The organism is Pseudescherichia sp. L3 (genome assembly GCF_024656065.1).
GTDB lineage: Bacteria > Pseudomonadota > Gammaproteobacteria > Enterobacterales > Enterobacteriaceae > Pseudescherichia.
The window spans coordinates 968,170-980,725 of sequence record NZ_JANKYC010000001.1 but is presented as its reverse complement, the minus strand read 5'-3'; the positions used below and the strand labels follow the sequence as shown (position 1 = coordinate 980,725).

At 54.9% G+C, this 12,556-nt stretch carries 14 protein-coding genes; 11 read left to right on the top strand and 3 right to left on the bottom strand.

What is annotated here, in order from left to right; genetic code table 11:
- The first annotated feature begins 90 nt into the window (after positions 1-90).
- From NR795_RS04805 to NR795_RS04780, 6 genes are all read left to right on the top strand, one after another.
- The gene (locus NR795_RS04805) at positions 91-1,257 is read left to right on the top strand and encodes a hypothetical protein (RefSeq protein ID WP_257757358.1); all 1,167 of its coding nucleotides are present in this window, start codon (positions 91-93) and stop codon (positions 1,255-1,257) included.
- Positions 1,258-1,261: 4 nt separating this feature from the next.
- The gene (locus NR795_RS04800; protein WP_257757356.1) at positions 1,262-1,627 is read left to right on the top strand and encodes a hypothetical protein; all 366 of its coding nucleotides are present in this window, start codon (positions 1,262-1,264) and stop codon (positions 1,625-1,627) included.
- A 136-nt stretch (positions 1,628-1,763) separates the two neighbouring features.
- Positions 1,764-2,150, top strand: a complete 387-nt coding sequence (locus NR795_RS04795; RefSeq protein WP_257757355.1) for a hypothetical protein — start codon at positions 1,764-1,766, stop codon at positions 2,148-2,150.
- Positions 2,151-2,453: 303 nt separating this feature from the next.
- The gene (gene pfkB / locus NR795_RS04790; protein WP_257757354.1) at positions 2,454-3,386 is read left to right on the top strand and encodes a 6-phosphofructokinase II; all 933 of its coding nucleotides are present in this window, start codon (positions 2,454-2,456) and stop codon (positions 3,384-3,386) included.
- 45 nt (positions 3,387-3,431) lie between these two features.
- Positions 3,432-3,725 (top strand): type V toxin-antitoxin system endoribonuclease antitoxin GhoS, encoded by a 294-nt coding sequence (ghoS, locus tag NR795_RS04785; protein ID WP_257757353.1) that lies wholly within the window; start codon positions 3,432-3,434, stop codon positions 3,723-3,725.
- A 103-nt stretch (positions 3,726-3,828) separates the two neighbouring features.
- Entirely contained in the window at positions 3,829-4,689 is an 861-nt protein-coding gene (locus NR795_RS04780; RefSeq protein ID WP_144812117.1) for a fructosamine kinase family protein, read from the top strand.
- Between the two features lie 33 nt (positions 4,690-4,722).
- Here NR795_RS04780 and NR795_RS04775 read toward each other — a convergent pair whose 3' ends face one another.
- On the bottom strand, positions 4,723-5,259 hold the full coding sequence (locus NR795_RS04775; protein WP_144812120.1) for a YniB family protein: 537 nt from the start codon (positions 5,257-5,259) through the stop codon (positions 4,723-4,725).
- Between the two features lie 148 nt (positions 5,260-5,407).
- On the opposite strand from NR795_RS04775, the gene hxpB reads away from it, so the two are divergent.
- From hxpB to NR795_RS04760, 3 genes are all read left to right on the top strand, one after another.
- On the top strand, positions 5,408-6,076 hold the full coding sequence (gene hxpB / locus NR795_RS04770; protein ID WP_144812123.1) for a hexitol phosphatase HxpB: 669 nt from the start codon (positions 5,408-5,410) through the stop codon (positions 6,074-6,076).
- 123 nt (positions 6,077-6,199) lie between these two features.
- Complete coding sequence (locus NR795_RS04765; protein WP_144814574.1) at positions 6,200-6,790, top strand: metal-dependent hydrolase; 591 nt, start codon at positions 6,200-6,202, stop codon at positions 6,788-6,790.
- 134 nt (positions 6,791-6,924) lie between these two features.
- Complete coding sequence (locus NR795_RS04760) at positions 6,925-8,316, top strand: L-cystine transporter (protein ID WP_144812125.1); 1,392 nt, start codon at positions 6,925-6,927, stop codon at positions 8,314-8,316.
- Between the two features lie 53 nt (positions 8,317-8,369).
- Here NR795_RS04760 and cedA read toward each other — a convergent pair whose 3' ends face one another.
- Positions 8,370-8,612, bottom strand: coding sequence for a cell division activator CedA (gene cedA, locus NR795_RS04755; RefSeq protein ID WP_144812128.1), 243 nt, complete (start codon positions 8,610-8,612; stop codon positions 8,370-8,372).
- Positions 8,613-8,761: 149 nt separating this feature from the next.
- Here cedA and katE point away from each other — a divergent pair, with 149 nt between their 5' ends.
- Positions 8,762-11,020 carry a catalase HPII gene (katE, locus tag NR795_RS04750; RefSeq protein ID WP_257757352.1) on the top strand — a complete coding sequence of 753 codons (2,259 nt, stop codon included), beginning with the start codon at positions 8,762-8,764 and terminating at the stop codon, positions 11,018-11,020.
- A gap of 65 nt (positions 11,021-11,085) precedes the next feature.
- Here katE and osmE read toward each other — a convergent pair whose 3' ends face one another.
- On the bottom strand, positions 11,086-11,427 hold the full coding sequence (gene osmE, locus NR795_RS04745) for an osmotically-inducible lipoprotein OsmE (protein ID WP_042394854.1): 342 nt from the start codon (positions 11,425-11,427) through the stop codon (positions 11,086-11,088).
- Between the two features lie 252 nt (positions 11,428-11,679).
- Here osmE and nadE point away from each other — a divergent pair, with 252 nt between their 5' ends.
- Positions 11,680-12,507, top strand: coding sequence for an ammonia-dependent NAD(+) synthetase (gene nadE / locus NR795_RS04740; protein ID WP_257757350.1), 828 nt, complete (start codon positions 11,680-11,682; stop codon positions 12,505-12,507).
- The last annotated feature ends 49 nt before the right edge of the window (positions 12,508-12,556 follow it).

Here is a 12,556-nt window from a genome sequence, read left to right as displayed (position 1 = left end):
ATTGTGTCTTTATTAATCAACTCAACCTGGATGGAGTTTACCTCTAAGAGAATAGTGACATGCCTATTCACTTAACTAACCTGGAAAATGATGATGAAGCTTAAAATTACGTTGGTTGCCGGAATGGTTGCCATGTCTTTCAACTCTACTGCCAGCACATTTGATGCTGCTGTGAGTGTTCACAATCAGGCACAGACTAACCTCCAGGGTGCAAAGTCTTATCGTGACCAGGCTGCACTCAGAGCTGCGGCAGCTCAACAGAATTACACTAACAACCCTACCCGTAATAATGGGATAATCGCTGCTAATCACGCGTCTGCGTATGGTGACGCTGCTATTAATGCGTCTAAAAAGCAAGCCATTGCTGACCACATATCTGCCAATGTGACCGGTTCTTCTCTTCGCGATCAGATTTCACAGCAGCAAGCGCGTTCTGGTATGTCTAACCAGACACCACCTACCCCAGCCTCACAGCTCCCTGCTCAACCATCCGTTGACCCGGCTGCGTACAGAAGCGTTGTGACCGATGCTCAAGCAAGAGTTATCAGTAGTCAGACACCACCTGCACCGGCCTCACAACCCGCTGCTCAACCATCCGTTGACCCGGCTACGTACAGAAGTGTTGTTACTGATGCTCAAGCAAGAGTTATTAATAGTCAGACACCACCTGCACCGGCCTCACAACCCGCTGCTCAACCATCCGTTGACCCGTCTGCATACAGAAATGCCATCATCGCTGCACAGGCAAAAGTGATTGGTAGCCAGACACCAGCCATGCCGACGCAAACACCGCAGATCACGGGAACAAGCTACCGCTCAGGAATAGTGGCAATGCAATCTGTTGCAATGTCAAACATTGCTCAGTCTAACCCATCGGTACCGCCCCCATCTGTAATCAGCATTGAAAAGAGCGCTACCCCTGCTGCAACCGGTTCAATAAATAGTGATGCTGGCGCTCTGAAACCGACCACTCCTGTCAGCGTAACGGTGAATGGTGTAACTCAGATCACAACCGCTGGTGAAATCGCCAAAATTGATCCGAGCGTACAAGTCTCTGTCCCACATATTGACGCCATTATTGGCAGCCCTAACTGCAATGCAAACGGCCATGACAAATCTTCATCCGTTCGTGGTGGCACCGGCAACGGTGGTCAGAATGCAGCTAATACACGTTCAGGTGTATCTCACGGATTCGGTGACAATCATGTCGGTGGTGGTTCTGCTCAGTCTGGTTCACGCAACATAGGTCACTGGTAACACTATGCGATCGATGATCATAGCTCTGATGATGTTGAGCACTACGGCTTATGCTCAGACTGAACAGCAAAACCTTGCTCAGCTAGCTGATGAACTTGCTGGATGTGCAATTTCTACAGGTGATAGCGACAGCTACCGAGGAGAATTTGAAAAAGCTGCGGCTCAATTCCTGAAAGGAGACCGTCACGATATTAACCAAATGACCGCTCCGCACTTTGCTCAGGCACTCGAAGCAGAGTCTGTGGATCCTACTGTCTCATCTCTATGGAGAATGACCACAGAGAGATATACAGAAGCGTTTGCTGCTCATCCTGGCATTGATCTGAAGAAGTTCACCAAAGGGTGTGAAGAGCGTCTGGTCAATCTGTGAGTTGGAATACTTTCTGTACTAACTTATAGGCTCTGCGTAACAACAATATGCGTCATCAGTATTGTCATAATTGCTGCTCTTGCGGCTTACATGCTGATGATTTTCCCAATAAGCCATGATGATAGTGATTAAAAATATGAAGAAAGTTCTATGTATTACTCTGCTGGCGCTGTTCTCTTCTCAAGCCCTGGCAATCTCTGAAGGATACCGTCAACAGCTTCAGAAAAGTGGCTGCACTCAGATGACTGATGGCAATGGTTGCGACATTCACAAATCGAAAGCTGAGAATGCTGCTGCTGCGAAGAAAGCTGTGAAGCATAAATTCAGCCTCGATCAGATAAGCTCTGAGGTTGATTCGGTTATCGGAAAACGTTCAAACGTAGCTGATGAATATCTGTTTAATCAGGGCTGGCGTTTATCCGGTGACCACGAATACACCAAAGCTGGCTGGAAAATGCGAACAGTGGTAGATCCTAAGCAGGACTATAAAGTTGTGAATGCTCAGATCATCGGTAAAGAGTGATATAATCCCTCTGCGAATTAAACTCCAGGCTGCTCGAAAGAGTGGCCTTTTTTATTGACTGCATATAAGCCGAAAATTAGAGTTAAATTCATTTATTTAAAAATTTATACCAACTAGCTAAAGGTTGTAACCATGAAACACTTTTTCGAAACCAGCCATTGAGGCATCACCTCAGAGGGTGAACTCAAAAATGCGCTTGCCCAACCTGTTGCCATTATTTATTTGAAAAATCATGCTGTTATTTACTTTCCCTTCCCGCAATTTAGTGCCAGGCTTAGGGCAACCATGCGAAAGGAGATGAAAATGACAGCAGTCTATACTCTGACCCTGGCCCCGTCGCTGGACAGCGCGACGCTGACTCCCCAGATCTATCCCGAAGGCAAGCTACGCTGCACCTCGCCGGTTTTTGAACCCGGCGGCGGCGGCATTAACGTGGCGCGCGCCATCGTGCATCTTGGCGGACGCGCCACGGCCATCTTTCCCGCAGGCGGCGCGACAGGGGAACATCTCGCCACCCTGCTGGCCGATGAAAGGGTCACCACAATAAAGGTCGCGACCCATGACTGGACGCGGCAGAACCTGCACGTTCATGTTGAATCCAGCGGCGAGCAGTACCGCTTTGTCATGCCCGGGGCTGCGCTGAGTGACGATGAGTTCCGCCAGCTTGAAGAGCAGGTGCTGACTATAGAGCAGGGATCGCTACTGGTGATCAGTGGCAGCCTGCCGCCAGGCGTCCCGGTAGAAAAGATGAGCCAGCTGATTAAGGCTGCGCAGAACAACGGCATTCGCTGCATCATTGACAGCTCCGGTGACGCGCTGGCCGCGGCGCTGGAGATTGGCGGCATCGAGCTGGTGAAGCCGAACCAGAAAGAGCTGGCGGCGCTGGTCAACCGGGACCTCACTCAGCCTGACGACGTCCGCAAGGCCGCCCAGGAGCTGGTCAACAGCGGCAAGGCAAAACGTGTGGTGGTCTCCCTCGGTCCGCAGGGCGCGCTGGGCGTAGATGAGCAGCAGTGCGTGCAGGTGGTTCCTCCCCCGGTTAAAAGCCAGAGTACAGTGGGCGCAGGTGACAGTATGGTCGGTGCGATGACCCTGAAGCTGGCGGAAAATGCCTCGCTGGAGGATATGGTGCGCTTCGGGGTTGCCGCTGGCAGTGCCGCCACCATCAACCACGGTACGCGTCTCTGTGCGCAAGAGGACACACAAAAAATATATGATTATCTTTGCCAGAAATGATAATCGTCTATCCTGAAAAATAGTGCGATAACAATGAGGTGAGCTATGGCCAGTGGGGATATCACTCGCTACGTAATAACGGTAAAGTTTCACGAGCATAGTTTGACTGAAATCAACGAGCTTAATAATACCTTCACGCTTGCCGGGTATCTCCTGACCCTGAGCGATGACGAGGGCAAGGTTCATGAACTGGGCACCAATACGTTTGGCCTGGTCAGCCCGCTGAGTGAAGATGATATTAAAGAACAGGCGTTAGCGCTGGCGGAAAGCGCCATCGATCAACGACCTGAGATTGACGTTACGACCTGGGAGAACTGGCTGAAGACGCAGCAGCAATAAGTGCGATCGCGCCTGCCTGGCTTCCAGGCTGTGCGCGAAATCGTATTTTATGCTGCGTTAGCGCGCTAACCTTTAATCTGGCAGATTGCAGGGGAGAGAGAGCATGTGGCAAGCGGTGAATCGTCTGTTAAACGAGCAGCTTGGTGAAGGTGAAATTGAGCTGCGCAATGAGCTGCCGGGTGGAGAGATCCATGCCGCATGGCACATTCGCTTCGGTGGTCGCGATCTGTTTGTGAAGTGTGATGCGCGCGAGATGCTGCCCATCTTCACCGCCGAAGCGGATCAGCTTGAACTTCTGGCGCGCAGCCATACGGTCAGCGTCCCGGAGGTGGCGGCGGTAGGCAGCGATCGCGACTACAGCTTTCTGATCATGGCCTACCTCCCTGCCCGCCCGCTGGATGCGCATAACGCCTTTCTACTCGGCCAGCAGTTGGCCCGGCTGCACCAGTGGAGCGAGCAGCCGCAGTTCGGTCTCGACTTCGACAACGATCTCTCTACCACGCCGCAGCCAAACGCCTGGCAGCGCCGCTGGTCAACATTTTTCGCCGAGCAACGGATCGGCTGGCAGCTTGAGCTGGCGGCGGAAAAAGGTCTCGCCTTTGGCAATATCGATGCCATCGTCGAACATATTCAGCAGCGCCTTGCCGCCCACCAGCCGCAGCCCTCTCTGCTGCATGGCGACCTGTGGTCAAATAACTGTGCGCTGGGCCCCAACGGCCCCTACATTTTTGACCCAGCCTGCTACTGGGGGGACAGAGAGTGCGATCTGGCGATGCTGCCGCTGCACCCGGAGCAGCCGCCACAGATCTATGATGGCTATCAGTCGGTGCTGCCTCTGCCAAACGATTTCCTGGAGCGTCAGCCCATCTACCAGCTCTACACGCTGTTTAATCGGGCGATCCTCTTTGGCGGGCAGCATCTGGTGACGGCTCAGCAGGCGTTGGACAGGATCCTGGCCGCGTAATCGGCGCGGCCAACAGCCCAATTGACGTCCCGGCTACATAAACCCGAGCAGGGTAAAGAAGAAGTAGCCAGCAATGATGACAATCACCGGCAGCACGTACAGCGGGAAGATTTGCAGGAAGATGGTATGACGCGGCACAACGATACGCGACTCGATCTGTTCGCGGGTTAGGCCGTCCGCTCCCTTCGCCTTCTCAAGGATGAGCTGATCTTCAACCCCCTCACGCAGGAAGCGGGTCTGACGGCTCATGCGCGCCCCGGAGGCCTGTAGCGCCAGGCCGACAAATATCAGGGCGTAGATAATCCAGAAGCCGATATTCAGCTGGTGGTGAAAATCCGGCGTCGGCGAGTTGTACCAGAAAACATTGAGAAACGGCGTATTGAAACGCATCATCTCAATCATGACATGGGCGAAATCCAGCATCACGGCGTTGATCCCCGGCTGCTTCTCGCTGTGATCGTACATAAATTTGAATACGGAAATCAGGGTGGAAACCACCGCCGGGATAAAAATCACCCATCCCAGAACGCGCTTGAGCACGGCAATGCGTCCAGCTTGTTGATACGTCATGAATTCCCCTTGTTTAAGACGTTCTATTTGCGGGTTAAGTCTACCTTCTGAACGGGATTTTCGCCCGCCTTTAAAAGCGTTATCCTCGTCCAACAGCCATAATGAACGTTCATTTGTCTATTTATTCCACTCATAAGGAGAGGTTGTTATGTCAACCCCGCGTCAGATCCTCGCCGCTATTTTTGATATGGATGGCTTGCTTATCGACTCCGAGCCGCTTTGGGACCGGGCCGAGCTGGAGGTGATATCCAGTCTGGGCGTCGATGTTACCCGTCGCCATGAGATGCCTGATACGTTGGGCCTGCGTATCGATATGGTGGTCGATCTCTGGTACGCCATGCAGCCCTGGAGCGGACCGGGGAAACAGGAGGTGACAGACAGGATCATCCAGCGCGCTATCTCCCTGGTTGATGAGCAACGTCCGCTGCTGCCCGGGGTGCGTGAGGCGCTGGCGCTGTGTAAAGCGAAAGGGTTAAAAGTCGGCCTGGCATCCGCTTCGCCGCTCTATATGCTGGAGAAAGTCCTGTCGCTTTTCGAGCTGAGCGACTACTTTGATGCCCTGGCGTCGGCGCAGACGCTTCCCTACAGCAAACCCCATCCGCAGGTCTACCTCGACTGTGCGGCAAAGCTCGGCGTCGATCCTCTCTCCTGTGTAGCGTTAGAGGACTCGGTCAACGGAATGATTGCGGCAAAAGCGGCCCGTATGCGCGCCATCGTTGTGCCTGCGGAGGAGAACCGCCACGATCCGCGCTATGCGTTGGCAAACATCAAGCTTGAGTCGCTAGCCCAGCTGACGGAGCACGATTTGCGCGGATAACGCGCATTTTGCCCTCCTGAGAAAAAAAATATAAAACGGTGACAAAGTGTTACACCGTCACCTCTTCCGCCTACTGTACAAAAACCCTATACTGTATACTTCGACAGTTGAGTGAGTATGATCATGACGGCGGAAGGACACCTCCTTTTTTCCATTGCCTGCGCGGTGTTTGCCAAAAACGCCGAGCTTACCCCTGTGCTTGCGCAAGGGGACTGGTGGCATGTTATTCCCTCAGCCATTGTCACCTGCCTGCTCCCGGATATCGATCATCCGAAATCGTTTCTTGGCCAGCGCCTGAAGTGGATCTCGAAACCGATCGCCCGGGCCTTTGGCCACCGCGGCTTTACGCATAGCCTGCTGGCGGTGTTTATTGCCGTAACGCTTTTCTATCTTAAAGTGCCTGATAGCTGGTTTATCCCTGCCGATGTTTTGCAGGGCATGGTGCTGGGCTACCTGAGCCATATTCTGGCCGATATGCTGACTCCCGCCGGCGTACCGCTGCTCTGGCCCTGTCGCTGGCGCTTCCGCCTGCCTATTCTTCGGCCGCAGCGCGGTAACCAGCTTGAGCGCGTGCTCTGTATGGTGTTGTTTACCTATGCCGTCTGGATGCCGCAGAGCGTACCCGATAACAGCGCCGTGCGCTGGTCTTCTCAGGTTATCAATACCGTGCAAGGTGAGTTCACTCGCTTTATAAATCAGCAATCCGGTCATTAGCCAGACGAATTTGGCCATTTTCTTATAACCCATTCCATTTGGATATAAGACCTAAATCACACTTCTGCTAACCTTGGCGGCAACAGGGCGGCATGCACGCGCCGCCTGATAAAAAACCGTTCAGGAGATCTGAAATGAATTTCCCTTTAATTGCGAACATCGTGGTGTTCGTCGCCTTGCTATTTGTGCTGGCGCAGACGCGCCACAAGCAGTGGAGTCTGGCAAAGAAAGTGCTGGTCGGTCTGGCGATCGGCGTGGTGTTTGGTCTGGTGCTGCAAGCAATCTATGGTGCAGAGAGCCAGGTGCTGAAAGATTCTATCCAGTGGTTTAACGTAGTCGGTAACGGCTATGTCCAGCTGCTGCAGATGATCGTGATGCCGCTGGTATTTGCCTCGATTCTCAGCGCGGTGGCCCGTCTGCATAACGCCTCCCAGCTGGGTAAAATCAGCGTATTAACCATCGGTACGCTGCTGTTTACCACGCTGATCGCGGCGCTGGTCGGGGTGCTGGTAACGAACCTGTTTGGCCTCACCGCCGAAGGGCTGGTACAGGGTACGGCCGAGACCGCGCGCCTGAACGCCATTCAGAGCAACTACGCGGGCAAGGTCGCCGATCTGAGCGTGCCGCAGCTGCTGCTCTCCTTCGTTCCGAAAAATCCGTTTGCCGATCTGACCGGGGCTAACCCGACCTCCATCATCAGCGTGGTAATTTTTGCCGCCTTCCTGGGCGTGGCGGCACTGAAGCTGCTGAAGGACGATGCGCCGAAGGGCCAGCGCGTGCTGACCGCTATCGATACCCTGCAGAGCTGGGTGATGAAGCTAGTACGCCTGGTGATGCAGCTGACGCCGTACGGCGTGCTGGCGTTGATGACCAAAGTCGTGGCAGGCTCCAACCTGCAAGACATTATCAAGCTGGGCAGCTTTGTGGTCGCCTCCTACCTGGGGCTGGGGATCATGTTTGTTGTACACGCGATCCTGCTGGCGGTGAACGGCGTGAGTCCGCTGAAATACTTCCGTAAGGTCTGGCCGGTGCTGACCTTTGCCTTCACCAGCCGCTCCAGCGCCGCCTCCATTCCGCTGAACGTGGAAGCGCAGACCCGTCGCCTGGGCGTGCCGGAGTCTATCGCCAGCTTCTCAGCCTCCTTCGGTGCCACTATCGGTCAGAACGGCTGCGCCGGTCTCTACCCGGCCATGCTGGCGGTGATGGTTGCCCCAACGGTGGGTATTAACCCGCTAGATCCCCTGTGGATTGCGACGCTGGTGGGCATGGTTACCATCAGCTCGGCTGGTGTGGCGGGCGTGGGCGGCGGTGCTACCTTTGCCGCGCTGATCGTCCTGCCTGCGATGGGTCTGCCGGTCACCCTGGTGGCGCTGCTGATCTCCGTTGAGCCGCTGATCGATATGGGTCGTACCGCGCTGAACGTTAGCGGGTCAATGACCGCCGGGACGCTCACCAGCCAGTGGCTGAAGCAGACCGATAAAGAGGTGTTGAATAGCGAAGAGAGTGCCGAACTGGCGCATCGCTAAACCTCATGCACCCGGCGGCATTCGCTGCCGGGCTTCTTTTTTCAAGACCAACGCTACGCCTCGTCAATCTCCCCTTCCTGACGCATTTGCTCTGCCCAACGCTGAGCCGCCTCCGGCATGCTAAACGTCGGCGAACGACGGAAATGCTCCCCCATCAGCACAAACGCCACATACTTACCACGCAGCAGCCAGACATCACGAAACCCCTCTACCTTATTGGCGTGATCGGGTGGCGCAGGCTCCACGCGGGGTACGTAGCTGATAACAGGGCGATTATTTTGACGAAACGGTTTCATAAGCGAGAGTTCACTAAAGCAAATTGCAGATACGGGCAGCCACTATGATAGCCGATCTCACGGTAAAAACACGGTGTTGCTCTATAGTTATAAGGGTTTTGACGTTACATCGGCCACCCTTTCAGCAATGAAAACAGGAGATGAGCACAATGTCGCATAATGAGAAAAACCCACACGGCCATCAATCCCCGGTCCACGATCCCAGTGAGTCCCGACCGGGCCTTGACTCCCTGGCCCCCGAAGATAACTCCCACCGCCCCGATCCCCGCCCCACCCCGCCTGGAGAGCAGCCAACCGCCCCCGGCAGCCTTAAGGCCCCCGATACGCATAATGAGAAGCTCACCGCTCTGGAGACCTTCCGTAAAGGCAGCGACGGTTTTCCCCTGACCACCAACCAGGGAGTACGCATCAGCGACGATCAAAACTCCCTGCGCGCGGGCAATCGCGGCCCGACGCTGCTGGAGGATTTTATCCTGCGGGAGAAAATTACCCATTTTGACCACGAGCGTATTCCGGAGCGTATCGTCCACGCCCGCGGCTCGGCAGCGCACGGCTACTTTCAGCCCTACAAGAGCCTGAAGGATATTACTAAAGCAGATTTCCTCAGCGATCCCGAAAAGATCACCCCGGTCTTTGTCCGCTTCTCTACGGTGCAGGGCGGCGCGGGCTCGGCGGATACCGTGCGTGACATTCGCGGCTTCGCTACCAAATTCTATACCGAAGAGGGGATCTTCGACCTGGTTGGCAACAACACGCCGATATTTTTTATTCAGGATGCGCACAAGTTTCCAGACTTCGTCCACGCGGTGAAGCCGGAGCCGCACTGGGCCATTCCGCAGGGCCAGAGCGCCCATGACACCTTCTGGGACTACGTCTCGTTACAGCCAGAGACCCTGCACAACGTGATGTGGGCCATGTCCGATCGCGGTATTCCCCGCAGCTACCGTACCATGGAGGGCTTCGGCATCCACACCTTCCGCCTGGTGAACGCCGAAGGCAAAGGAACCTTTGTCCGCTTCCACTGGAAGCCGGTGGCGGGTAAAGCCTCGCTGGTGTGGGACGAGTCGCAGAAACTCACCGGCCGCGACCCCGATTTTCATCGCCGCGATCTGTGGGAGGCCATTGAAGCGGGCGATTTCCCCGAGTACGAACTGGGGCTACAGCTGATCCCGGAAGAGGACGAGTTCAAGTTTGATTTTGACCTCCTCGACCCTACCAAGCTGATCCCCGAGGCGCTGGTGCCGGTTCAGCGGGTAGGTAAAATGGTACTCAATCGCAACCCAGATAACTTCTTTGCCGAAAACGAACAGGCGGCGTTTCATCCGGGCCATATCGTCCCCGGCCTGGATTTTACTACCGATCCGCTGCTGCAGGGGCGTCTCTTCTCCTATACCGATACGCAGATCAGCCGCCTTGGCGGGCCAAACTTCCATGAGATCCCTATTAACCGCCCAACCTGTCCGTACCATAACTTCCAGCGCGACGGCATGCACCGCATGGATATCGACACCAACCCGGCGAACTACGAGCCGAACTCAATCAACGATAACTGGCCGCGGGAAACACCTCCCGGCCCGAAACGCGGCGGCTTTGAGTCCTATCAGGAGCGGATAGAGGGCAATAAGATCCGCGAGCGCAGTCCGTCGTTTGGCGAATACTATGCCCACCCGCGCCTGTTCTGGCAAAGTCAGACCCCGCACGAGCAGCAGCACATTATTGATGCCTTTAGCTTCGAGCTGAGCAAAGTGGTGCGCGAGTACATTCGCGAGCGGGTTGTCGATCAGCTGGCCTGCATCGATACCACACTGGCGCTGTCGGTGGCGAAAAATCTGGGTATCTCCCTGACGGATGAGCAGCTCAACGTTACCCTGCCCAAAGAGGTTAACGGGGTAGCAAGCGATCCGTCGCTAAGCCTCTACGCCCAGCCGGACGCCAGCGTTAAGGGCCGCGTAGTCGCCATCCTGCTTAACGATAAGGTGGTTGCCAGCGAGCTCTTGAGCATCCTGCAGGGGCTGCGGGCGAAAGGCGTACACGCCAAACTGCTCTATTCGCGGATGGGAGAAGTGACAGCGGACGATGGTTCAAGCCTGTCGGTAGCGGGCACCTTTGCCGGATCGCCCTCGGTAACCGTAGATGCAGTTATCGTTCCCGGCGGTGACGTCAGCACTCTGCTGAACAACGGTGATGTCGCCTACTACCTGCTGGAGGCCTATAAGCACCTGAAGGTGATTGCCCTGGCAGGCGATGCGCGTCAGTTCAAACAGACGCTGAAGGTCGATGCGCAAGGCGAAGCGGGCATTGTCGAAGCGGATAACGCAGCTGGCTCCTTTATCGATGATTTCCTGACCCAGCTGGCCGCACATCGCGTCTGGTCCCGGAGCGGCAAAATCAGCGCTATCCCGGCCTGATAAAGGTCGCGGCATAAAAAAACCGGCGCTTAGGCCGGTTTTTTCTTGCTCAGGCTAAAATAGCATTACTTTTTCGGGGCCTGCGGGTCGGTGTCGTACTCCGCACAGGTCTGATAACCCGAATTCATAACGTGGCCGGTGTCATCCAGGGCCACAAAGTAGGTTTCGGTTTTACCATCGCGCTGACCCAGGATATAGGTCTGGCAGGTACCACGAGCGTGGATCATGGTCACTTCTGAGGACGGCTTACCAGCGACCTGCATAACCTGCGCACGGCTCATGCCTTTTTTAACGTCTTTCACTACCGGCGTGGTGACCTGATCTTTAGTACGATCGTAAGCAGTACACCCTGCCAGCATTGCCATAACTGCTGCTGCACCCATAATTCCTGCGAGTTTCATATTCATAATCCTTCCTCTTGTTATCCGCTGTTGTATCAGCGCGTTATCTAAGCCTGGAATATAAAATTACTTTTTTCAACCCGTCGAACACGATGACATAACTTTCGGAAAATTCTAATAAAACTGCTATAAGATACTAAACCGACGCAAATTACAGCACTCGATGGCGATAGCCTTGTCGTTTCAGTGCCAACGGGTTAGCTTTATTAGAGAGCGATATTGCCACTGGCCCGGCAGGCCACTAACGGAGGATGATTAATGACTCTGCAACAAGAAATTATTGAAGCGCTTGGCGTCAAGCCAACGGTAAATGCGGAAGAAGAAGTTCGCCGCAGTGTAGATTTTCTCAAAGCCTATCTGAAAGCGCACCCGTTTTTAAAAACTCTGGTACTGGGCATTAGCGGCGGTCAGGATTCGACCCTTGCCGGCAAGCTGAGCCAGCTGGCCATCAGTGAACTGCGCCAGGAGACGGGCAACGAGGCGCTGCAGTTTATCGCCGTGCGTCTGCCCTATGGCGTGCAGTTTGACGAGCAGGATTGCCAGGACGCGATCAACTTTATTAAGCCGGATCGTGTCCTGACCGTTAACATCAAATCCGCCGTGCTGGCCAGCGAGCAGGCCCTGCGTGAGGCGGGCATTGAGCTGAGCGATTTTGTTCGCGGCAATGAAAAAGCGCGCGAGCGTATGAAGGCCCAGTACAGCATTGCTGGCATGACAGGTGGCGTCGTCATTGGTACCGACCATGCCGCAGAAGCGGTAACCGGGTTTTACACCAAGTACGGCGATGGCGGTACGGATATCAACCCGCTGTTCCGTCTGAACAAACGCCAGGGTAAACAGCTGCTGGCGCATCTGGGCTGTCCGGAGCATCTCTACAAAAAAGCGCCGACGGCGGATCTGGAAGACGATCGCCCCTCCCTGCCGGATGAAGCCGCGCTGGGGGTTACCTATGAAAACATTGATGATTATCTGGAAGGCAAAACGCTGGATGAAGGCACCGCCCGCATTATCGAGGGCTGGTACCTGAAAACCGAGCATAAGCGTCGTCCGCCGATCACGGTTTTTGACGACTTCTGGAAAAAATAAATTCCTCAGGCGGCGTAAGCCGCCTCTTTTTTCACCAGCCATAGCCTGC